Source organism: Acinetobacter sp. AOR43_HL (genome assembly GCF_027854635.1).
Lineage (GTDB): Bacteria > Pseudomonadota > Gammaproteobacteria > Pseudomonadales > Moraxellaceae > Acinetobacter > Acinetobacter pittii.
Genome location: NZ_JAKTHX010000029.1, coordinates 1 through 21,665, shown reverse-complemented (window position 1 = coordinate 21,665; position 21,665 = coordinate 1). Strand labels below are relative to the sequence as shown.

Annotated in this window: 19 protein-coding genes, 3 pseudogenes, 1 riboswitch and 1 other annotated feature; of the genes and pseudogenes, 6 read left to right on the top strand and 16 right to left on the bottom strand. The window is 37.3% G+C overall.

Annotation, left to right across the window (positions count from 1 at the left end; genetic code table 11):
* Positions 1-51: 51 nt before the first annotated feature.
* Positions 52-948, bottom strand: coding sequence for a LysR family transcriptional regulator (locus MKL33_RS11940; RefSeq protein WP_270907006.1), 897 nt, complete (start codon positions 946-948; stop codon positions 52-54).
* A gap of 98 nt (positions 949-1,046) precedes the next feature.
* On the opposite strand from MKL33_RS11940, the gene MKL33_RS11935 reads away from it, so the two are divergent.
* The 3 genes and pseudogenes from MKL33_RS11935 to MKL33_RS11925 all read left to right on the top strand — a co-directional run.
* Positions 1,047-2,387 carry an MFS transporter gene (locus tag MKL33_RS11935; protein ID WP_270907005.1) on the top strand — a complete coding sequence of 447 codons (1,341 nt, stop codon included), beginning with the start codon at positions 1,047-1,049 and terminating at the stop codon, positions 2,385-2,387.
* On the top strand, positions 2,380-2,781 hold the full coding sequence (locus MKL33_RS11930; protein WP_270907004.1) for a hypothetical protein: 402 nt from the start codon (positions 2,380-2,382) through the stop codon (positions 2,779-2,781). The genes MKL33_RS11935 and MKL33_RS11930 overlap by 8 nt, the downstream gene beginning before the upstream one ends.
* Positions 2,782-2,876: 95 nt before the next feature.
* A pseudogene (locus tag MKL33_RS11925) lies at positions 2,877-3,227 on the top strand (ABC transporter permease); the annotation flags it as partial.
* Here the strand turns inward: MKL33_RS11925 and MKL33_RS11920 are convergent.
* The 5 genes and pseudogenes from MKL33_RS11920 to MKL33_RS11900 form a co-directional block, all read right to left on the bottom strand.
* A pseudogene (locus MKL33_RS11920) lies at positions 3,122-3,592 on the bottom strand (amidase family protein); the annotation flags it as partial. The pseudogenes MKL33_RS11925 and MKL33_RS11920 overlap by 106 nt on opposite strands.
* Before the next feature lie 12 nt (positions 3,593-3,604).
* Positions 3,605-4,039, bottom strand: a complete 435-nt coding sequence (locus MKL33_RS11915) for a CopG family ribbon-helix-helix protein (RefSeq protein WP_001118705.1) — start codon at positions 4,037-4,039, stop codon at positions 3,605-3,607.
* Positions 4,040-4,043: 4 nt separating this feature from the next.
* Positions 4,044-4,169: a hypothetical protein gene (locus MKL33_RS11910; RefSeq protein ID WP_001000625.1), complete on the bottom strand. Its 126-nt coding sequence runs from the start codon at positions 4,167-4,169 to the stop codon at positions 4,044-4,046.
* 166 nt (positions 4,170-4,335) lie between these two features.
* A complete protein-coding gene (locus MKL33_RS11905; protein ID WP_270907003.1) occupies positions 4,336-7,047 on the bottom strand; it encodes an SIR2 family NAD-dependent protein deacylase in 2,712 nt (903 codons plus the stop codon).
* Positions 7,048-7,174: 127 nt separating this feature from the next.
* Entirely contained in the window at positions 7,175-7,528 is a 354-nt protein-coding gene (locus MKL33_RS11900; protein WP_270907002.1) for a winged helix-turn-helix transcriptional regulator, read from the bottom strand.
* Between the two features lie 92 nt (positions 7,529-7,620).
* Here MKL33_RS11900 and MKL33_RS11895 point away from each other — a divergent pair, with 92 nt between their 5' ends.
* Complete coding sequence (locus MKL33_RS11895) at positions 7,621-8,157, top strand: NAD(P)H-dependent oxidoreductase (RefSeq protein WP_270907001.1); 537 nt, start codon at positions 7,621-7,623, stop codon at positions 8,155-8,157.
* Between the two features lie 39 nt (positions 8,158-8,196).
* Here the strand turns inward: MKL33_RS11895 and uca are convergent, their stop codons facing one another.
* The 5 genes from uca to MKL33_RS11870 form a co-directional block, all read right to left on the bottom strand.
* The gene (gene uca / locus MKL33_RS11890) at positions 8,197-11,802 is read right to left on the bottom strand and encodes an urea carboxylase (RefSeq protein ID WP_270907000.1); all 3,606 of its coding nucleotides are present in this window, start codon (positions 11,800-11,802) and stop codon (positions 8,197-8,199) included.
* Between the two features lie 2 nt (positions 11,803-11,804).
* The gene (locus MKL33_RS11885; protein ID WP_270906999.1) at positions 11,805-12,458 is read right to left on the bottom strand and encodes an urea amidolyase associated protein UAAP2; all 654 of its coding nucleotides are present in this window, start codon (positions 12,456-12,458) and stop codon (positions 11,805-11,807) included.
* 15 nt (positions 12,459-12,473) lie between these two features.
* Positions 12,474-13,214, bottom strand: coding sequence for an urea amidolyase associated protein UAAP1 (locus MKL33_RS11880; protein WP_270906998.1), 741 nt, complete (start codon positions 13,212-13,214; stop codon positions 12,474-12,476).
* A 28-nt stretch (positions 13,215-13,242) separates the two neighbouring features.
* A riboswitch (guanidine-I (ykkC/yxkD leader) is annotated at positions 13,243-13,338 on the bottom strand.
* A 186-nt stretch (positions 13,339-13,524) separates the two neighbouring features.
* The gene (locus MKL33_RS11875) at positions 13,525-14,688 is read right to left on the bottom strand and encodes a zinc-dependent alcohol dehydrogenase (protein ID WP_270906997.1); all 1,164 of its coding nucleotides are present in this window, start codon (positions 14,686-14,688) and stop codon (positions 13,525-13,527) included.
* 236 nt (positions 14,689-14,924) lie between these two features.
* Positions 14,925-15,875: a 3-hydroxyacyl-CoA dehydrogenase NAD-binding domain-containing protein gene (locus MKL33_RS11870; protein ID WP_270906996.1), complete on the bottom strand. Its 951-nt coding sequence runs from the start codon at positions 15,873-15,875 to the stop codon at positions 14,925-14,927.
* Between the two features lie 203 nt (positions 15,876-16,078).
* On the opposite strand from MKL33_RS11870, the gene yddG reads away from it, so the two are divergent.
* Complete coding sequence (gene yddG / locus MKL33_RS11865; protein ID WP_270906995.1) at positions 16,079-17,011, top strand: aromatic amino acid DMT transporter YddG; 933 nt, start codon at positions 16,079-16,081, stop codon at positions 17,009-17,011.
* 128 nt (positions 17,012-17,139) lie between these two features.
* Positions 17,140-17,571, top strand: a complete 432-nt coding sequence (locus MKL33_RS11860; protein ID WP_270906994.1) for an SRPBCC family protein — start codon at positions 17,140-17,142, stop codon at positions 17,569-17,571.
* A 52-nt stretch (positions 17,572-17,623) separates the two neighbouring features.
* Here the strand turns inward: MKL33_RS11860 and MKL33_RS11855 are convergent.
* From MKL33_RS11855 to MKL33_RS11835, 5 genes and pseudogenes are all read right to left on the bottom strand, one after another.
* Positions 17,624-18,190, bottom strand: a pseudogene (locus MKL33_RS11855) (TetR/AcrR family transcriptional regulator).
* Between the two features lie 659 nt (positions 18,191-18,849).
* Positions 18,850-19,473, bottom strand: a complete 624-nt coding sequence (locus MKL33_RS11850; RefSeq protein ID WP_046813615.1) for a LysE family translocator — start codon at positions 19,471-19,473, stop codon at positions 18,850-18,852.
* Positions 19,474-19,496: 23 nt separating this feature from the next.
* Complete coding sequence (locus MKL33_RS11845; protein WP_270906993.1) at positions 19,497-20,150, bottom strand: YggS family pyridoxal phosphate-dependent enzyme; 654 nt, start codon at positions 20,148-20,150, stop codon at positions 19,497-19,499.
* Positions 20,147-20,356, bottom strand: coding sequence for a hypothetical protein (locus MKL33_RS11840; RefSeq protein ID WP_270907278.1), 210 nt, complete (start codon positions 20,354-20,356; stop codon positions 20,147-20,149). The genes MKL33_RS11845 and MKL33_RS11840 overlap by 4 nt, the downstream gene beginning before the upstream one ends.
* A 45-nt stretch (positions 20,357-20,401) precedes the next feature.
* A protein-coding gene (locus tag MKL33_RS11835) for an IS3 family transposase (RefSeq protein WP_103270969.1) occupies positions 20,402-21,621 on the bottom strand; the annotation gives its coding sequence in 2 pieces (ribosomal slippage) (positions 20,402-21,345 and positions 21,345-21,621; 1,221 coding nt in all).
* Positions 21,230-21,346: a sequence feature (AL1L pseudoknot), on the bottom strand. It overlaps the preceding gene by 117 nt.
* Positions 21,622-21,665 lie beyond the last annotated feature (44 nt).

Genomic DNA, 21,665 nt, shown 5'->3' with positions numbered 1-21,665 from the left:
TGTCTATTTATATAAAATAGCTTATCTTCCATGACTTACATACTTTTTAGCTTATCTAAAAGAAAGATGGGACACCAAAAAGTCTATAAATGCTCTCGTTTTGCCCGATAAATTAGAAGTATTAGGATAAAGTAATTGAATATTTTGTAGCGGTAATGAGAAATCGGGAAATAATCGAATTAACCGGTTTTGTTGAATATCTTCATCAACTAACCATGCTGGGCAAATCGCAATACCTAAAGATGAGAGAGCCATTTGATGAATGGCTGTTACCGAGTTTGATTCATACTGACTTCGAATAAAAGGTAATGAATACTGCTCACCTAAACTATTTTCCAAAATATATTGTGAATCTTGCCAGTTCAATAATGTGTGACCAATCCACGGAACATTCGCTAAATCAGATATATTTTCTATAGGATGGTCTTTTATAAACTGCGGAGTAGCCACAAGATAGATTGAATATTCTCCGATTTTTCGAGTTTTTGGAGATGAGTTTTTTAAATTCCCTAGTCGAATAACCAGATCTAATTTTTCAGTCACTAAATCATCGAGAGATGAATTAAATGAATACTGTAAACGTAAATGTGGGTAAAGCCGAGAAAACTCAGGAAGTAAAGGCAAAATGAAACGTTGGCCAAATTCATTGGTAGACGAAAACCGTAAAGTGCCTGTAATGCTTGTACCTAAGTGTTGACTTCGCTCAAATGCCTCATCAATCTGAAGTTGGATTTGTTTAAAATCTTCATAAAAATGCTGACCAATTTCAGTTAATGCAATATTACGGGTGTTGCGAATTAATAGGCTTGTATTTAGCTGCTTTTCTAATTGTTTTATATCAATACTCACCATTGATCGGCTTAAGCCTAAAATTTCAGCAGCCTTGGTAAAAGAACCGGAATCAACGACTTGTAAAAAACTGGTTATTTGCTTGAGGTTTTTTTGCACAATTAAGCCAATTGTTTAAAATTATCAAACAATGATTTTACTTCGCTTGCATCGACAATAAAAGAGCTGGATCTTACCCTGCCTACACGGAGGTAGGTATGTCTTATCGATATAAAATAGCGACAGTGTTTTTACTTGGGTTCTTTATTGATTGCATCAACATTTTTATGTCCGCAATTGCATTGCCTAATATTGCATCGTCATTTTCAGTTAGCCACTCCATGATCGCTTGGGTAACAAATGCGTATATTCTCGGCCTCATTTTAATTATGCCTATGAGTTTATGGTTAGCCACCAAACTTGGGAACCAAAAGTTATTGTGTTATTCGATGCTGTTATTTTCGATCAGCATTTGCTTTATTGGCTTTAGTGAATCGATTTATAGCTTAATTTTTTGGCGATTTATTCAAGGCGTAGCTGGAGGCTTATTAATTCCAGTCGGGCAAGCACTCGTATATGCCTTATTCCCGAACCAAGAACGCCAACGTATTTCTACCATGATTATGGCAATTGCTTTAATTGCACCAGCTTTTTCACCTGCGATTGGCGGCGTGATTATTGATTCATTGAACTGGCGATGGGTATTTTTATCTAATCTTCCTTTTTCTTTACTGGCAGCAGCTCTGGCATGGTTATGGATTAAAAAAACACAGAATGTATCGAGTGAAAAACCAGATATAAAAGGCTTGGTTATTTTTAATATAAGCCTATTATCTTTATTACTCTCCTTTTCATTTTATAGTGATTATCATAACGCCTCATTCGCTCTAACGAGTTTTCTAATTTCAGTCGGAATGCTTATTTTTTACATTCGACATGCGAAAAAAATTTCCCATCCTGTTCTTAATCTTGAGTTATTAAAAAATAAAAATTTACGGAATGCATTTATTGTCTATTACGCCGTTCCGGGTATTTTTACAGGCATTAATTTACTCAATATTTTTAATTTACAGCTTAACTTTGGCTTTAATGCAAAACAAACTGGTTTATTCATGTTGCTCTATGCAACTGGGGCACTCGCAGCCATGATTAGTGGTGGCCTGCTCTATCAACGGCTAGGAAAAAAGTATCTTCTTATTATTGGAATAACCCTACATAGCCTTGGCATATTTCTTTTATTTTGTATTTCAAACACTAGCCCTTTGAGCTTTTTAGTGATTGCTTATTTATTAATGGGTATGGGTGGCGGTCTAAGTGCCAACATTGCCCAAATTAGCTCACTGATTGATTTTTCAGGCCAAGATTTATTACAAGGAAGTGTGCTCTGGAATATTAATCGACAAGTTTCATTCAGTGTCGGTACTGTTGTTCTCATTTCGATATATAACTTGATGTCTGGCTCAAGCGATCTACTTCGCTATCAACATACTTTTTTAATTGCAGCTTTACTCTGCTTACTTTCACTCATTCCCGTTTTAAAGGAGAAAACCCATGTCTAAACAAATGGATCAAGCCATTCAAAGTGTCATTGACCTACATGTTTTGATCGAAAATGTATTTACAGGAAAAAATGCAGAGCAAAGTCTGAGCCCGCTTTTAGATAGCTTTGATCAAAATTTTAAGATGGTAACGGTTCAAGGTCAGAGTATTGGCTTAGCCGAGGTTAAAAACTTATTTAGTCAAAATATTGGAAAGAAGCCTTCTTTAAAAATCGACATTATTAAGAGTACAGCTTTATACGAATTTGAAAATTATTGTTGGGTGCAATATCAGGAACATCAGCAAACGAGTGAAACCGAGACAGTACGCACTTCGACGGCCGGCATTAAAGTAGACGGCGAAAAATGTTATTTGGTTTATTTACATGAAACTTTAGTTCCCTCATCTTTTTAACCCATCTAGAGCACCTTAAAGATGGCACCTATTTTGCTTAACAATATTACGCTTTATGAAAATCGTAATACTGATAAAAATGGGGAGCTCTCGATATGGGTTATGTTGCAAAGGAATTTACGCGAAAGAACAAGCTGATTCTCAGTATTTGTTCTTTCGTGATTCCAATATGTCTTTGGTGCGCAATCAGTTATTTACCTTTTGTTTGGCATCCTCAAGTACAAATCACAAGTTCAGGCAGTGTTTCTTACTTACAAGTAGGAAGTCGCATTGATAAAAATGTGTTCTATCTCGAAGCACAAAATGCAGTCAATCGAAATTCTGCACCACCACAAGGTATATTGGCAACCACTACTGAAGAACCAGAGCTTGAACCACCACTAATATATTCAGGGTTAAAACTATTTTTTACTGCACCGTATGGAGAGCGAACGCCAACCAGCCCCGTTGCAAACTGATCGAGGTTAGTTTTACCAATCACAATCGCCCCTGCTTTTTTCAGCTTAGCAATTACGGCGGCATCTTGGTTCGCTAAATATTGAATCTCTTTACAGGCAGCAGTCGTGTGAAAGCCAGCAACATCAATGTTGTCTTTAGCTGCAAATGGCACACCGTATAGAGGTAAGTCAGTAATATTCTGTTTTTTTAAAACATCGATTTGTGCCTGAATCTGCTCGTTCGATGCAATTTCAATCCACGCATTATCATCATTTTTAATTTCTGCAACGTAGCCAGTCAAATCTTCAAGATGGATTTGCCCGTTTTGATATGCTGTTTTCCAGTCTTGAATTGTCCATAAATTTTTCAACACGCTACTCCTCATTTAGTCATTTTGCTGTATAGGCGGCATGACGGCATCCATCAGTTCTAGATGTCCTTTGATTACCCCTTTAAGCACAATAAATTGCTGGCTAATTTGTCTAAGCTCAGAACTCGCGCCCTGCATTAACATGACTTGCAATATCTTTTGTTGGTCGAGCTGGATATGAAGTGAGCTAATCACCTGTGCTAAAAACTGTTGTTGTAAATCGACCAATTGATTGCGCAAGGTCATTTGGCTAGCGTCATAAAGTAGCGTCAACGTGCCTACCATGACTTCATTGGCCTGTGCTTGCTCTGCAATCAGGTGTTTATTAATCATGTCGACAATGGCTTGCGAGCGGCTTTCATAGTTCTGCTCGACAATTTTTTGGTCGAGTGCGTTAAGTGTCGTTTCAGGCACGGTAATACTGATTCGAGCCAACTTTTGTTTTGCCACAGTCTTATCCTTTTGTTTTAGGCGGCTGATTGTTTTGCTTGATATATACGCCTGCACGTACGCTAAGCAATTCGACTAAAAAAGCTTTTAAAGTTGGCTTTGGTTGAACCACAGGTTTTACATCGTTCATATCGCACCTCTAGTTTGGTATTACCAAATTCAGTTTTTGTATTACTGATATGAGATGCAGAAAATGTGCCAGTTTTTAAGCATCGTTTTGATAGGCTTTATGGATATTTATGAGTGATTTTTGGGCAGAAAAAAGCCCCATGCACAGGGATGGGGCTTTTAATTAATTAACTAGCTCTATCTAATGTTACAATCATATGTTTCTCATAATTATTCCGTAATTGCTGCTTTAAGTTATCTGATATTACTGGCCATTGTTGGAAATAATAATAAAAGTGGTGATCAATATTTATTAATGTCTTGATGTTCGATAAAGTTTGCTGGTCATCCATAAGTGATTTACAAGATATCGTAATTTCTTGTGAAAGAGATTTAGAAACGATCTTCTTCAATTCTTCATAAATACTATTTGATAATTGCCCATTATTAATTTTTTTGTAAGCAGTAGCTTCATTAATTTTTAGCACAGCTCTGTCATCCTCATCCAAATCTTGAATAATCTCAGAGCTATTTTTTAAACATTCTAGAACTTTATCAAATTTCTCTGCCAAAAGTAAATCATAGGTATATTTAATTAAATATCTTGAAAAACTAGGACAGAGTTTTCTTGTATTTTCTAAATAATCCATAAATTCATCAGATTTTGCACCATACAGTAAAAGTGAAACATTCTTTGAAAATAAACTAGCTTCATATGGTGTTAATTTATCTTGATGGTTTTTCATTATCAAATCCAAACTTCTTACTTCATCCTTTAAATCTAAACTTTCTAGAAGAGAAACTAACTCTAAAGCAATTTCATAAACATTTTTATGATTAATACATTTTTCAATTAGATTGTAAAATGAAATATCTCTTACATTTAAAGAAATCATAAACATAGTTTTATATAACAAATAAAATATATTACTATCAAATTCATGTTTCGAGAAAAAGTTTACGGCCTCTTTTTTAATATCACTATCTTTTTGATAACGCTCTAACATTTTTCTTTTATTAAACAACATAGCAAAACTTTTAATAATATATCTTTTTTGTTTCTTACTAGATTTATCAATATTTAAAAAAATTTGATTATAAAATTTTAAAAAATCAACTGAGGAATCGCTCTTTATTAAGTAATTAATTAAACAATCAATACTATTTTGATGTTTTGGACTCACTGTTAAAACCTTAACAATTAATTCTTTTATTTGATCATTAGTTTCATCAATAACTTTATTACGATTAAGAGTACTTGAGGTTTTCTTTGAAATTAAATCTTTTTTAATAAAAAGCAATTCTACTTTTATTTCATAAGCAAGATTATCCAAACTATTATCAATATTTAAACTTTCTTCAATATAATTTAAACACTTATCAACATTAATTAAATCAGGTTCAACTTTACTCTTCAAATAGTATGAAAGATAACTTCTACAAATATCATTTCTAATTGATGAGCTATAAGGAAACAAATCAAGAATAGACAATAGGTATTCTATATTTTTTTTACTATCATTAATAAGTAATATTTTTTTATGATGATAGGTTAAGTTAAATTTATCACTTGCTATTAAACTATTAATTGCTTCATTGGCCTGCTCGATCTTTTTTTCTTTTTCAAGACAATCTATTTTCATAAAAAATAAATTTTCCTGAAACTTTGTTAATTCACTTGATAAATCACATCCGCTATCTTGCAAAAGCTTATCAATTTTAGCTACTGTTTTATTAAAACTACCGGTTAGAATCAAATTTTGTATTTCTAGTATTTGTTTAAATTCTATTGAAGATAAATTATTATTTTGATTAGATTCATTTAATTTTGCAATTAATTCAGAAATATCTTGATTATTAGATTTTTCTTTTAATTTAAGTAAATCTTTTCTAATATAATCATTAGAACTTAAATTAAAATCATCTTTAATAAAATTTTCAATACACTTATCAATTTTTAAAGAATTTTTTTCTGAAAACTGTTTTAGATTAATACCCAATTCATTATTTAATTCCGCAAACAATTGATCAAAACCATCAATTTTCACACAATAAACTTTATCTTTCCATAATATCTTTCGAACCTCATGCGATATCTCATCATCTTCTCTAAAACACCAATATACTCCATTTTTAAGATATTCTTCTTGCTGTACTAAATAATTTAAAACATCCATAATGGACCTATCTTGGCCAGAATAACCAACTATTATCAACCCATAATCTTTTGAAAATTCAATAAACTTTTCTCTTGTGTTATTTTCTAAGCTTTCAGTTTCTTTTAAAGTATTCTTAATATCATCAAATAAATAATCTCCGTGTAGTTTAATAATTTTAGGTCTATCAGATAAGACTGAAAGACTACCTATCGAGGAATCATGAGCGCAAACATGGGGCCTAACATCCGAAAAATGATAAAATGCTTCATTTAACAAATCATCAAAATTAGTTGTAAAAATTGTATTAAATGCCTTTTCATTAACAAGATTGATTAGATAATTATATCCTATAGATGGTTTTTTATTATCTACTATTGATTCTACAAACCTTCTTCTTTGAGATGGTAAATCAAATTTCCTTTCAAATAGAGAAGAATATTCATTTTGAGGATTATACCAAATCCCCTCATTTTTAGACAAATAATTAATTATTTCCAACTCATTATCTTTTAAAGATTCAATATTACTATCAAATACTTCCTTATATATTTCTTCGCGCCATTGTTTAACTAAACTTCCTCCGGTTGGTATTCCAGATGTTACAGATGCACCAGCCCCTAAAAATACACTATATGACGGATAACCATTATTACGCTGAACAAACCTTGCTAGATCTTTAATTGATCTGGTTTTATTTTTAAGTTCTTGTTTAACTAAATCTTTAAACTTTTGATTTTGCATTTTATTCCAAGGATTTTATTAAGTGTAAAGTTTAAATAATACTCTTTGATAAATATTAAAAACAATACTTTATCACTAATAATTTGAAGAAATTCTTGGTGATAAATTACAACAACTAATTTTGATACTAATTTGGACCAATCATCGTATGTGCCCATACTGATAAAGACTCTAAAACAGGCTTAAAAGATTGGCCTAATTCGGTCATTTCATAAACCACCTTAATCGGTGCTTTTTCACCATAAACAGTTCGAGATATTAAGCCACTTTGCTCTAATTGCTTGAGTTGAAGGCTTAAAGTCATTTCTGTGATCGTTGGCATTAATTGATTGATTTCATTAAAACGTTTTGGCCCATCTTTTAGATAATACAGAATAACGCCTTTCCATTTTCCACCCACCAAATCCATAGCCATACTGATATGACATGGATACGTTTTTCCATTCATGGTGATTTCACATTTATTTTCAGTATTTGCCATTTTTCATGCCACCTATCAACTTTGATAGTTATTGTACACCCATACTATAAAAATTATAGTGACTATGATTTTTATAGCTACAAGGTATTATTATGGCTTTACTTATTTTGGCTCATCCCTACTACACTCAATCAATTGCAAATAAAACGATAGTGAATGAACTTATAAAAACCTATCCGGACCTTGAAGTGCGAGATATTTTTCAGCTTTATCCAGACTATAAAATTGATGTAAGTGCTGAACACGAAGTGTTGCTACGCCATGACACCATCATTCTGCAATATCCTATGTTCTGGTTTAATATGCCGGCAATTTTGAAGTTATGGTTTGATGAAGTTTTTACTTATCAGTTTGCTTATGGCTCTCAAGGCGACAAATTAAAAGATAAAAAAGTCATTATTAGTATGACAGTCGGGCAAAAAGAAGCCGATATGGTGAATGACCGAGAAAACTTAGCGGATAGTTTTTTAAAAGCGGTTCAATATTCAATTCAATATACACAAATGCAGTTAAGCGCCACCTACTTGCTTTATGACGTTTCGCCTTTATCAGGTAATCCAGAGTCGAAAATTAAATTAGAAGCGGTTGAACATGGTCATAAAGTATTAAAGCATTTGAGCGAAGCATAATAAAAAAAGAGAGCATCAATATTGATGCTCTCTTTTGGTTTAAGCGACAGGTGCTAAGGTAAATAGCACTTGTCCTGTTTTTACGGTTTGCCCTTTTTCAATGGTAATGGTTTCTACCTTCATACGTTCCGGCGCAATAATTGGAATTTCAATTTTCATTGCCTCAATTACCGCAAGGGTTGCACCTTCTTCAACAATATCACCCGATGCACATTCGATTTTCCAGATTGACCCCGGCATGTGTGATTCGACTGTACAGCCTCCTTCAGGGATCACCACGGTTTCGCCATCATCTACAGCATCTAGGCTTTCAGAAATATATTCTTGCAAGCCCGCTTCGTGCCAACGGCGGCGTTCAGCCTCAAAGTTAGCTTGCTGTGTATCTTTAAAGGCTTGAATGCTGTCTTGATGCGTCTTTAAAAACTCGTTGTATTCTTTTAAGTTAAGCACACCATCTTCAATACGAAGTTGTAGACGACCTGCCTTAAAGTCTTCACGCATTTGCAGAAGTTCAGCCTCAGAAACTTCATAAAACTTAACTTGGTCAAAAAAGCGCAATAACCATGGTTTGCCTTCTTCGAAGTCGGCATTTTTACGATAACGACTCCACATTTGAGTGGTACGACCAACGAATTGATAGCCGCCCGGCCCTTCCATACCGTACACACACATATACGCACCGCCAATGCCGACCGCATTTTCAGGTGTCCAAGTTCGCGCAGGGTTATATTTTGTGGTGACTAAACGTTGGCGTGGATCGAGCGGCGTCGCAACGGGTGCACCTAAATACACATCGCCTAAACCCATCACCAAATAGTTTGCGCTATAGACCACATCTTTAACCGCTTGCTTAGAAGCTAAGCCATTAATACGGCGAATAAACTCGACGTTATCTGGGCACCACGGTGCATCTGGTCGAACAATTTGTGTGTAGCGCTCAGTTGCAAGTTGAGTCTGCGAATCTTCCCAAGCCAAAGGCAAATAGACAGTCCGTGAAGGCACCTGCATATTTTGAATATCGGGTAACTCGGCTTCTGCTTGTTGAAGTTTCTGTAAAAGCTCCAGTTGATCGAGTTGAATTGAATCAAAATGAATTTGTAGTGAACGAATACCCGGTGTTAAATCGATAATACCCTGAATGTTTTGATCTTTGACCCATTGTATGAGTGCATGAATACGGAAGCGTAAGTTTAGGTCGAGTACTAACTCGCCATATTCCACCAACAAATAGCTATTTCCTGCTGGTCGATAGGTCACGCTTGGTAAGTCAGCTTTACCGTCTAAAGTTGCCAAAACTGCATCTTTTAAAGTGTCGGGTTCTGCTTGAATGGCTGGGTTAAAATCGATCTGAGTTGTATCAGCCGCAGTTAAGCTTTGATAATATTTTTGATCAAGTGCTTTTGCTTGCACATAACTCACTGGTACAAATTTAACTTTATCGCCTGCTTTTAGCTGCCCAATTTTCCAAAGCTCGGAATGAATGACTACCGCAGGGCAAACAAAGCCGCCTAAGCTCGGACCATCTGGACCCAAAATAATTGGCATATCGCCCGTAAAATCAATTGCCCCAATCGCATAAGCATTATCGTGAATATTGGATGGATGTAAGCCTGCCTCACCGCCGTCTTCACGTGCCCACTCAGGTTTTGGACCAATTAAGCGAATGCCTGTACGGCTTGAGTTATAGTGAATCTCAAACTCATTGGCAAAGAAGGTATCAATATCTTGTTTGGTGAAAAAATCTGGTGCGCCATGTGGACCATACATCACTGCAATTTCCCAGTTTTGGGTAAAGCTAGGAATTTGCACTTGAGCTAAAGCTGTGGTCGATTGAGTAGAATATTCAGTAATCGGCAGCATATCGCCAATTAATAAATTACGGCCTGCGTGCCCACCAAACTGCCCTAAAGTGAAAGTCGCCTGTGACCCTAAATACTCAGGAACATCAAAACCACCTTTCACACCTATATAGCTACGGCAACTTGAACGGATAATCCCACATTTTAAAACTTGGCCTTTTTTCACATTGATGGTTTGCCACATCGGCACCAGTTCACCATCAAGTTTTGAAGGCATATCACCGCCCGTAATCACAATTTGGCTATCGCAGTGAAACTTTAAAGTTGGCCCTTGCAAGGTACATTCAAGCCCTGCCGTATTTGGTTCATTGGCCAAAAGCTGGTTTGCCACAGTTAAACTGAGCGGATCGATAGCACCTGATGGTGGCACACCAACATCCCAATAACCTAATCGACCTGTTACGTCTTGAATGGCAGTTTGAATGCCAGCCTGCAACACCTCAATTTTTTGAGTTTTCCATTCAAACGTATTTAAAAATCGAGTAGTTTGAGTACCTAAAGCAAACACATCGCAAGCAATAATGTTTTGTAAATATTCCAGATTGGTTTCAATCCCTGCGACTTGCGTGTTGGCAAGACTAGCACTCATTGCCTGTATGGCTTGGTCCCGTGTTGCAGCAGTCACAATGATTTTGGCAATCATTGGGTCATAAAAAGACGACACCGTTGAACCTGTTTCAACCCATGTTTCGACTCGGGCTTGCGGGTCAAATTTAACATGCGTGAGTAAGCCCGCACTGGGTTGGAACTGTTTAATTGGGTCTTCGGCATAGAGACGAACTTGAATGGAATGTCCTGTTGGCTCTAACTGTTCAGTGGGTGCTGACCAGTCACCGCTTGCTAAAGTAACCATCCACTCGACTAAGTCGACACCAAACACTTGCTCGGTCACGCCGTGCTCGACTTGCAAACGCGTGTTGACCTCCAAGAAATAAAACTCTTGGGTTTCGGTGTCCATGACAAACTCAACCGTACCTGCCGAACGGTAATTCACCGACTGCATGAGTTGAATCGCAACTTTTTGAAGGTAGTCACGTTGCTGTTCATTTAAATGTGGTGCGGGTGTTTCTTCAATCACTTTCTGATTACGGCGTTGTACCGAACAATCACGCTCACCCAACGCTAAAACTTGCCCTTTCCCATCACCAAAAATTTGTACTTCGATATGGCGTGCATGTTGTACAAATTTTTCTAAATACAAACCTGCATCTTTAAAATTGACCTGTGCCAAATAAGACACGGTTTGATAGGCATCTTTTAACTCGGTTTCATTCCAAACCAGACGCATACCAATACCACCACCGCCCGCGGTACTTTTCAGCATGACCGGATAACCAATACGGGCCGCTTCGATTAAAGCCTCAGCTTCATCGGCAAGTAGTGAGCTGCCCGGAAGTAGAGGTACATTACTTTTAATAGCAAGTTCACGTGCAGTATGTTTTAAACCAAAATCGAGCATTTGGCTTGAAGTTGGCCCAATAAACGCAATGCCTTGGCTTTCGCACAAATCACAAAACTCGGCATTTTCAGACAAAAAACCATAACCGGGGTGAATGGCTTCTGCTCCCGACTGTTTAGCAACCTCAAGGATTTTTTCAATATTTAAATAACTTTGATGCGCAGGCGCAGGTCCAATCAAGAAAGCTTCATCGGCCAAAGTCACGTGTAACGAATCACGGTCGGCTTCGGAGTAAACTGCAACCGAAGCGATCCCGAGTTTTTTAAGGGTGCGAATGACGCGACAGGCAATTGCACCGCGGTTAGCAATTAGAACTTTTTTAAACATGCTTACCCCCCTTCTGCTTCATGGACAACCAGTTGAATTTTGGTTGGGTTATAGGCGTTACATGGGTTATTGAGCTGAGGGCAATTGGAAATTAAAACAATTAAATCCATTTCGGCCCGAACTTCGACATATTTACCGGGGCCTGAAATTCCGTCATCAAATTTAAGCTGACCGTCTGGTGTCACAGGCACATTCATAAAAAAGTTAATGTTTGGACCGATATGACGGACATTTAAACCATGCTTTTTTGCAATCGGATGTTTTGCCAAGGCATACATAAAGTTGTTACGGCAACTATGCATAGGGTACGTTTCATGTGCATAGCGAACCGTATTACTTTCACAAGAACAGGCACCGCCAATGGTGTCATGGCGCCCGCAGTTATCATCATGAATAACAGCAATTGGACGGCCAAAGTTACTATAGAGCTTGGTACCCTTTTCTAAATAGATTTGTTGGTTGATAGCCAAAGTGTCCATTGCGCTATAACGCTCAGTCGGGTTTTCGGCACTCATAAACAAAGTATCGACCGCTTGGTTTCCTTCCAGATCAATAATTCGAAAATATTGGCCCTTTTTAATCTCACACATCCACGCTTCACCCGCAGGACAAACTTCATTTAAAACTGCTTTTTCAAATGATTGTAAAACTGTCATGATGCTTCTCCTGATTTAAATATTGCTAAGCGCGTAGTAGCGGGCTGTGTTTTGAAACGCACGCTGATTTTGTGAACACGCATCACGACAAATATCGTCGTCTGTTAGTGAATTGGCTTTAAATAAACTGAGTTGAATATCAGCAGGTTGATAGCTTTGGCTGGTGTCTAAACCATGCGGCGCGGCAGATAAAAATAGCAGGCAGTCCATTTCAAAACGCAGTTCAATAGTTTGATCGGTGTTGTCAGAACTGACATAAGACAAAGCGCCGTTTTCATCTGGCACAACTTTAGAAAATAGGTTAACGGCGGCACTCAGGTCTTGGCTGGCAAGTCCGTATTTACACATTTCAATGAGTAAGCTGTCCAAGCCGTTTTGGTACATATCATTGCGGGCATCTTGAAATGTGCGCGCACTAAATTGCTTTTCAATTTGCTCTGGTCGGCTTGGGCCACAAAGCGCGTCATTCCAACCATGGTCATCATGAACAATGGAAGCCATCACACGGCCAAGGTCTGAATAGAGCACATTGGAAGCTTTTAAATAGGCGGTGTGTTGCCCTTTTAAACTGTCGGGCATGTTAAAACGTTCAAGCACATCGGCAGCATTTACACAAAACAAAGAAACATTTGCCTGAGCGCCAAGCGATGTAAATCTAAGAATGGTTCCTTTTTGAATACGACCCGACCAGTGGTGTCCGCCGGGTAAAAGTTCGGTCCAAATCGCCTGATTGTTATGATAACTTGCAGTGTTCATAGCTACTCCTGTCGGATAGTTTTAGACTTCCTCCCGGGCTTTTATCCCTCCGTGTAGTTCGCTAGGAACCGTGAACTCTCGGTCCAGTCATACATAAAGTATCGGAACCCTAGATCACTTTTGATTGGTTATGACTATGCAAAGGACATGCCAGCTTAGTATTACGGTTTTGGTTAAAAGTAATACTAAACTTGAGCTGTTTGGGTGCGGTTTAAAACACAAAATAAAAAGCTGCACTCAAAGTTGTGCATTTCAAAATAAAAAAGCCCCTTTCACTAAGAGGCTTAAGACTAAATTATAAGAGAGCGTATTAAGGAAGCAGAATCACCTTACGACAGTCCTCTTCTCTTTCATTAAAAATGCGATAACCCTCTGCGGCATCTTCTAATTTCATTCGGTGGGTAATAATCGTTTCAGGTGTTAATTCGCCACGCTCAATCAATTCTAAGAGTTGCGGTAAATATTGATGCACATGGGTTTGACCCATTTTAAAAGTTAGTCCTTTATCAAAAGCATCGCCAAATAAAAAACCATGAATTGGGCCTGCATATACACCCGGTACGCTGACCACCCCACCACGGCGAACTGCCGCAATGCATTGACGCAGTGCTGCACCACTTGAACCTTCAAGTTTTAAATTGGTCAGGACTGTTTCAATCACACTGCCTTTTGCCTCGAAACCAATGGCGTCAATCACAGCATCGACACCGCGGTAATTGTCGGTATGTTGAATAATAAATTCGGCCGCATCGACTTCATCAAAATTAACTGGAATGGCACCGTATGTTGCCGCTGCATAGTTCAATCGATAGTCATTGTGATCGACCATAAATATCTTTTCAGCACCGAGCATCTTGGCACAAGCAGCACTTAACAGTCCGACTGGACCAGCACCATAAATTGCAACGGTTGAGCCACGAGTCACTTGGGCATTGGTCACTGCCTGCCAAGCAGTCGGTAAAATATCAGTCAAGAAAAGTACTTTTTCATCTGACAGTGAAGTTGGCACTTTAAAAGGACCTTTATTGGCTTTTGGTACACGCACATATTCTGCTTGCCCGCCTGGTACACCGCCGTAAAGATGGCTATAGCCAAATAAAGCCGCACCTGATGGAATCTGCTTTTTATTAATAATTGCGCCGCGCCCTGTATTAGTTGTTTCGCAAGCAGCAGTTAGGTCAAGTTGGCAAAAGAAACATTCACCACAGGCAATCACAAAAGGAACAATGACACGATCCCCCTTTTTGACTGCGGTGACAGCTGAACCGACCTCTTCAACCACGCCCATAAATTCGTGCCCAAAGATATCACCCTGTTCGGTTCTAGGGATTTTGCCTCGATATAAATGTAAGTCAGAGCCACATATCGCTGTGGCAGTCACGCGTAAAATGATGTCATCTGGTTCTTGAATAATAGGGTCTGCTACTGTTTCTACTCGAACGTCTTCTGCACCGTGGTAAGTTAAAGCGCGCATATTGTTATTCCTCTATTTTCTATCATGTCCTTTGATTATGAGGAGGCTTTCTTTACGGTTTGCAACGATTCTTACTTTTCACGTAAGGCGTATAGTTCAAATGCAACGCGATAGGAATTTCAGTAACATTTAATGAATGTAGGATTATTTCTGCTAGACATGTTTTGTTATTTACCCCAATAAAAAAGCCAATCATCTCTGCAATAAAATGACTGGTTTCGTCTTAAAGATTTGACTCAATCTAACTTGAGTTGCTGTCTGAGCTTTAAGATATCGACCAGACCTTTATCTCTGGTTTCATATAAATCGATATTTTTATATTGTGTTAATAGCTGGTTAGTTTGTGCTTCCAATAACTCTGTTGTCTCGTCTGAATGTTGAAATGCGTGCATATCATTCCACCATTCTGTCATTGGTGGGCCTAAATGATGAATTGCTTCTTTAAAGCCCTTTTGGTTGGCAAGCTGCATATTAATGTAAGGACCAAAGAGCGCCCATCTTAAACCCGGCCCGCTGGTAATCGCGACATCGACATCTTCAGCAGAGCACACGCCTTGTTCAACCAGTGAAAAAGCTTCTCGCCATAGCGCAGCCTGCAAACGGTTTGCGACATGCCCTTTTACTTCTTTATTTAAAACAATTGGATTTTTGCCCAGTTGTTTATAGAACTCAGAAGCCTGTTTTAAAATTTGAGGATCAGTCAAATTACCGCCAACGATCTCGACCAAAGGTAAAAGATGAGGTGGATTAAAAGGATGACCTAATAAAATACGTTCAGGATGCTGCGCCTCTTTTTGAAAATCGGACACTTTTAAGCCCGATGAACTTGAAGCAATAATGGTGTGTTTGGGGCAATATGCTGTGATGTGTTGATATAGCTGTTGTTTCACATCGAGACGTTCAGGGGCATTTTCTTGAATAAAATCTACATCTGAAACAGCATCTTTTAAATGATTAAAAATTTCCAGATGAAGCAGCGCATCTGATTGAGAATGGGCGTGTTCAGCATTTTGATCTAAAGCCAATAAATCATTTAAATTTGCAGATATTCTATTTTTAAAGACCGCTTCATCTAGAGGATATGGGTCATAGACCTTAACTTTAAATCCTTTATATAAAAATAAGGCAGTCCAACTCGCACCTATTACACCTGCTCCAACAACACCAACCGTTTTAATGACTTCCATATTTTCCTCGTACAAATGTTGTTTTATTCGAAATTTCGTTACTCAATTGAATGCTAAATAAACATAGCAGATTCAACCAATCAATAAATTTAATTGTTTATATTTTATATAATTTGTCCTATATTCCTTAGCTTGAAAATTGATTCCTTTCATCTATATAGCTTCATCTTTTACCATTTTTTAACCGTTATTTACTGAATTTTATGTCAAAAAATCTAGCAACATTGATTGGTTTAAGCGCCATTCTCATGTGGGCATCTCTGGTCGGCTTAATGAAACAAGTCAGTGCCGCCATTGGACCTGAGCTAGGTGTTACCTTTATTTATTCTTTAAGTGCGCTACTGTTGCTTGCCATTTTCAAAGTTCCAGATTTTAAGCAGATCTCTAAAAAATACTTAATATTTGGCACAATTCTATTCGTGGCTTATGAGGTGTGCTTCTCGTTTGCGATTGCTTATTCTCAGACAGCACGGCAAGCAATTGAAATTAGTATTGTTAACTATCTGTGGCCGAGTTTAACGGTTTTAGCTTTTGTTATTTTTAAGGAATTAAAGTTTAATTTCCTTATTATTTTAGGTCTAATGCTTTCAATTTTCGGCATTGTTTTTATTCAAACTGGAAGCGGTGACTTTAGTCTAAATAGTCTTGTCGATAATTTTCATAGCAACCCACTGAGCTATATTTTGGCATTTGCAGGCGCCATCATTTGGGCTTTTTACTGTGTACTCACCAAAAAATTAAGTAATGGGCAAAATCCAATTTCCATTTTTTTTGTTGGTGTCGCGCTCACTCTCTGGCTCAAGCTGCTTGTATCGAGCCACTTTGCTATTCCTTCAATGGATATTCCAACAGTCATGACTCTTTTAGTTGCTTCTGCTGCCATGGGTTTTGGTTATGCCGCGTGGAATATTGGCATCATTCATGGAAACATTACCGTGCTTGTGGTGGCCTCTTATTTCACCCCGATTATTTCGTCTATTTTGGCAATGTTTGTTTTACAAACTCAACTTTCAATGAGCTTTTGGCAAGGAACAGCAATGGTGACGGCTGGTTCCTTTATTTGCTGGGTTTCAACCAACTGGTCTGTGATTCAGCCCTTCTTTAAAAAATTAAGAAAAGGCCAAAAAGCATTGTAGATGTACCAAAGTGAATTTTTTAAGTATGCGATAACTCCGACGAAGGAGATTTCCCCCATTGCTCAAAGCGTGCTAACATCCAGATTCTGACAATCACCAATGTCAAAATAATTTCTAGAGGGAATAAGATGTTAAAAACTCAAAAAATCAACATCGTACAAGAATTTGATGCACCTGTAGATAAGGTCTTTGCAACCTTAAGTGAGCATGAAAACCTAAGTAAACTTTTCGCTCCTGCTAAAGTGACTCGCATTAGCAACGGAAAAGACGCTCGTAATGGTGTTGGCTCTGCGCGCAAAATGTCTATTCCATTGACCCCTTCATTTGTAGAAACCAATTTAGTCTATAAAGAAAATGAACTGATTGAATATGCAATTACGAGCGGCATTAGCCCAATTAAAGGTCACCGTGGTGTCATGAAATTTACTGACTTGGGAAATAATCGAACTCGTTTGGATTACATCATTAGCTTTAAAGGCCGCGTACCATTTATTGGCCCTATTATTAAAGCCGCCCTACAAAATGGTGTGAGTCGTGGGCTTAAAAAACTTAAGTTTTAATCGCCACGCCAAAAATAAAAAGCCCAATCATGGGCTTTTTTATTTTTAAGGTTTAAGTTGAATGCTCAGATAGCATAAATAAAAAGTAATCTAATAATTTATCCCGTTCATCTACGCTATTAATACTTAACAGCTGAACCATTGCCCCATCAATTGCAAATAGAAACATGTGTGCGTCTTTTATTGAAGCGGTAGTTTTGACGGTAAGAAGCAGCTTATAAAGCTCATTTATAAACCAATTTCTATAATCAACAACCACTCGATAAGCCATTGCATAACACTTTTCAATTTCAAAAATTGCCTTAAATGGCAAACGGTAAAATCCTTCTAAATTGGCATGTAAAAAGTAAATTTGCTTGAGTTTATCGAACACCATAAGTTCGCTGTATGAATTGATAATTGAAAGAACTTTTACTTTGAGCGCATCCGTTTGAAAAGTTAAACACATCTCGATCAGTCGTGCTTTTGAATGAAAGATGTTATAGAAAGTCGCTTTGGGAATTTTGGCCTCAGCAATAATTCGGTCAACTCCGACCTTGTTAAACCCATTTTAAGTAAATAAGCCTTTTGCTGTGTGCAGCACTCGTAGTGCTCTAAATGAAGATTCTAAATTTTTCATGTATACCGCTTAAAATAATTTTTTGTTGTATGTAAAAGAGATAGAAATGCCGTCACTCTTAAATTGAGTGCTAAAAACAGGCATGCAAAAGCGGCACTAAAGGTGTGCTCGCCTATCTCGGGTTTATTGTTGCTATGTTTTAGTCGTAACGATGTTTAGGCATAAAAACCTAGGGTCGGTTAAACCGATTTATAGACTGTTTAAGCGGTATGGCTAGAGAGAGTTTGGCAAAGGCCAATAAATGAGAAGAATTAGTACGCATAGCGGACTCCTAGATGAAATAGAAGTTCTACCAGATCACTGCTAAATGATTATGGTGGCAGAACGAAGAAGGGTTAGCAGACCAGTCATCTAGGAACTGGCACGCCCGAAGGCGTCCCTCCTCCGTCCTACCGCTACGAAGGGGGACGAACGAGTTCACCACCAAAAAATTACTTTTTTGATGTTCTAGATGAAAACGGTCTGCTAAAACCGACTGGCGATGTAGGCCAGCACGCAAAGGATAGTATTCGCACTTGTTGGCGTCAAGCGTGGGAAATGACAATCGTATTAAAGTAGAGCGGTTGAGGTAAATAAAAAAGCCATTACAGTGTGGGTAAGTAATGGCTTTATTCATTAGGAGTTTAAAATAAATTTAAATAGAATTATTAGATTAACTTTTAATTTGTATTAAAAGCTAAAAATAAGCCTAATCCTATAAAAATTGATCCCCCCATTAAAGACATGACTTTTTGAGTCTTTTCAGACTTTTTAAACCTTTTCAAAATATAATTTGCTAGAAAGACACATACTATATCGGCAGAAACAAAAGCTAAATTTACAAAAAGTCCTAATATTATGAATTGTAGCCATACGGAAAATCCGGAAGTCGTATTTATAAATTGAGGTAAAAAAGAAATATAAAATATTGCTGTTTTGGGGTTAAATACTTCAACTAAAATACTTTGCCTGAATGAAACTTCAGGAGCATGCAGATCAATTTCTAGATTTCCTTGTAGCTTTGATCTTATTAGCTTGATCCCAAGCCAAATTAAGTATGCCGCACCGAATAGTTTAATTACATCATAGAGCATAGGTGTTGTTTTAAAAATTGCAGTTAATCCAATTGAAGCTGCAATTATGTGGAAACATCCACCAATAAAAATTCCTAATGATGCCATTAACCCAGCTCTTTTCCCTTTAGAAAGAGTCTGAGCTGCTGTATAAAGCATAGCTGGTCCAGGCATATAGGCAAAAATTAGTGTAGTTATAACAAAAGTTATAAGTAATTCAATTGAAACCATTATTTATCCTTAATACAGTTTATTTAAGAGTAATCTCTAACTCCGAATAGAGAACTACCTATACGAATATAGTTGGCCCCTATCGGTATAGCCTTTTTATAGTCATTACTCATTCCCATACTTAAATTTTCTATTTCATATAAAGACTTTAATTCCTTCATTTTTAAAAAATAAGGCTCTACTTCTTCAGTATTGGGCGGAATACACATGAATCCTTCTAGTTTAATACTTCTACTACTAATGGCTTTATGAAATAAATCATTTAGATCGCTTAAATCAACACCACTTTTCTGCAATTCATTTCCTATATTAATTTGAATAAAAATCCTTACTATCTTTTGCACTTCTGCTGCATATTTTATAATTTTATTTAGAGTATTAACGCTGTCTACTGATTCTATCACATCAAAAAAATTAACTATTTTCTTAATTTTTTTTGACTGAATACTACCAATAAAATGTAATTCTAGATCAGTATATTTATCTTTCAGCAAAGACCATTTTTCATAGGCCTCCTCTACTCTACTTTCACCAAACATGCGGTGCCCATGTTCTAAAAGAGGTAAAATTTTTTCTACCGGTTGAAATTTAGAAACTGCAACCAATTGTGTAGAAGAGTTTAACTGGTGAATATCATTAATAATCTTATTAAAATTATCTAATATTATTGAGTTCATTTTACGACTTTTACCTCTTCAGGAAATACTTCAATTTTCATAATTGAGGTCACATCTAATCCTGTAATTTCTTTTACTTTTTCTTTACCCTTATTTTGAACTTTTTCAATTGCACATATGACTTTTTCAATAGTACTTCCTGCTGTTTTTAATGCTTCAGCAAGGGCAATCACGGCTCCTCCTGTACTTAAAGTATCATCAATAATAACTACTGAACCGTACCGGGTTTGTCGGAGACTTTTTTATTTAAGTTAGGCCACCTGACCTAACGGGTTAATCTTATCATAGTACATTGCTTCAAACTCAAAAGGCGATACATAACCCAGTGCACTGTGTACACGCTTTTTATTGAACCAATCTACCCAGTTTAGTGTCGCAAGTTGTACATCTGCTAAACCTTGCCAATCTGCTTTTAGATATTCAATCACCTCTGTTTTGTATAAGCCATTCACCGTTTCAGCCAAAGCATTATCGTATGAATCACCAGTCGTACCGACTGATGCTCGTAAATTTGCTGCTTCTAAACGATGGGTATAACGAATGGAAAGATATTGCACACCTCTGTCGGAATGATGAATCACATTCTTTGGCATGCCTCGATCATGCAATGCTTGCTCTAATGCATCGAGCACCATATCTGTATTCATTCGTGTAGATACTTTCCAGCCAACAATTGCTCGTGAGAACACATCAATAATAAAGGCGGTATAGACCCAGCCTGAATGAGTTTGAATATACGTAAAGTCACTGACCCACAGTTGGTCAGGATGATCAGCAGTAAAATTACGTTTCACTAAATCATCTGCTCGTTTTTGGTCATCTCGGCTACGGGTGGTTTGTTTGTTCTTACCTCGCCAAACACCTTGTATACCTAGCTTTTTCATTAATCGAGCAACAGTACAGCGTGCAATAATATAGCCTTCACGTTTCAGTTTTTGCCAGACTTTACGTACACCATACCGACCTGAACTTTCCTTCCAAATTCGTTTAATCTCCTCAGCATGATGCAAGTCATGTAAATCTCGCTTTGCTCGATGTTCTGGATTTTCGCAGAGATCTAGAGTCCGGTAATAGGTTGAGGGTGCGATCGGTAAAATTCTACAAATCGCCTCGACTCCGTACAGCTCTTTATTATTATGGATAAAATCCACCATTATTTGTGTGGGCGGTCGAGCTCCGCCTGGGCGAAAAAAGCGGCTGCTTTACGTAGAATCTCATTGGCGCGTTGCAGTTCTTTATTTTCACGTTCGAGTTGTTTAATACGTTCTTGATCTGAAAGCTGCTGTACTTTAACTGGATTTAGTTTATCTAAATATTTTTGATACCAAACACGTAGTGTTTCAGGAGTACAACCTATCTTGGGAGCAATAGCGGTGATCGCAGCCCAATTCGATGGATAATCTTTTTCAGATTCAATCAATAATTGAACCGCTCTTTCTCTGATTTCAGGGGTATATTTTAATTTTGTCATCGGGATAGTCTCTCAGAATATTGACTCTCCGACAAACCCGGTAC

What these genes read in the sequence shown, in the direction of transcription:
- MKL33_RS11875 (WP_270906997.1), bottom strand. Translation starts at nt 14,688, where the DNA reads ATGCGCGCTTTAACTTACCACGGTGCAGAAGACGTTCGAGTAGAAACA.
- MKL33_RS11905 (WP_270907003.1), bottom strand. Translation starts at nt 7,047, where the DNA reads ATGCAAAATCAAAAGTTTAAAGATTTAGTTAAACAAGAACTTAAAAAT.
- MKL33_RS11895 (WP_270907001.1), top strand. Translation starts at nt 7,621, where the DNA reads ATGGCTTTACTTATTTTGGCTCATCCCTACTACACTCAATCAATTGCA.
- uca (WP_270907000.1), bottom strand. Translation starts at nt 11,802, where the DNA reads ATGTTTAAAAAAGTTCTAATTGCTAACCGCGGTGCAATTGCCTGTCGC.
- MKL33_RS11870 (WP_270906996.1), bottom strand. Translation starts at nt 15,875, where the DNA reads ATGGAAGTCATTAAAACGGTTGGTGTTGTTGGAGCAGGTGTAATAGGT.
- MKL33_RS11845 (WP_270906993.1), bottom strand. Translation starts at nt 20,150, where the DNA reads ATGAACTCAATAATATTAGATAATTTTAATAAGATTATTAATGATATT.
- MKL33_RS11910 (WP_001000625.1), bottom strand. Translation starts at nt 4,169, where the DNA reads ATGAACGATGTAAAACCTGTGGTTCAACCAAAGCCAACTTTAAAAGCT.
- MKL33_RS11880 (WP_270906998.1), bottom strand. Translation starts at nt 13,214, where the DNA reads ATGAACACTGCAAGTTATCATAACAATCAGGCGATTTGGACCGAACTT.
- MKL33_RS11850 (WP_046813615.1), bottom strand. Translation starts at nt 19,473, where the DNA reads ATGGTTTCAATTGAATTACTTATAACTTTTGTTATAACTACACTAATT.
- MKL33_RS11930 (WP_270907004.1), top strand. Translation starts at nt 2,380, where the DNA reads ATGTCTAAACAAATGGATCAAGCCATTCAAAGTGTCATTGACCTACAT.
- MKL33_RS11935 (WP_270907005.1), top strand. Translation starts at nt 1,047, where the DNA reads ATGTCTTATCGATATAAAATAGCGACAGTGTTTTTACTTGGGTTCTTT.
- MKL33_RS11860 (WP_270906994.1), top strand. Translation starts at nt 17,140, where the DNA reads ATGTTAAAAACTCAAAAAATCAACATCGTACAAGAATTTGATGCACCT.
- MKL33_RS11885 (WP_270906999.1), bottom strand. Translation starts at nt 12,458, where the DNA reads ATGACAGTTTTACAATCATTTGAAAAAGCAGTTTTAAATGAAGTTTGT.
- yddG (WP_270906995.1), top strand. Translation starts at nt 16,079, where the DNA reads ATGTCAAAAAATCTAGCAACATTGATTGGTTTAAGCGCCATTCTCATG.
- MKL33_RS11900 (WP_270907002.1), bottom strand. Translation starts at nt 7,528, where the DNA reads ATGGCAAATACTGAAAATAAATGTGAAATCACCATGAATGGAAAAACG.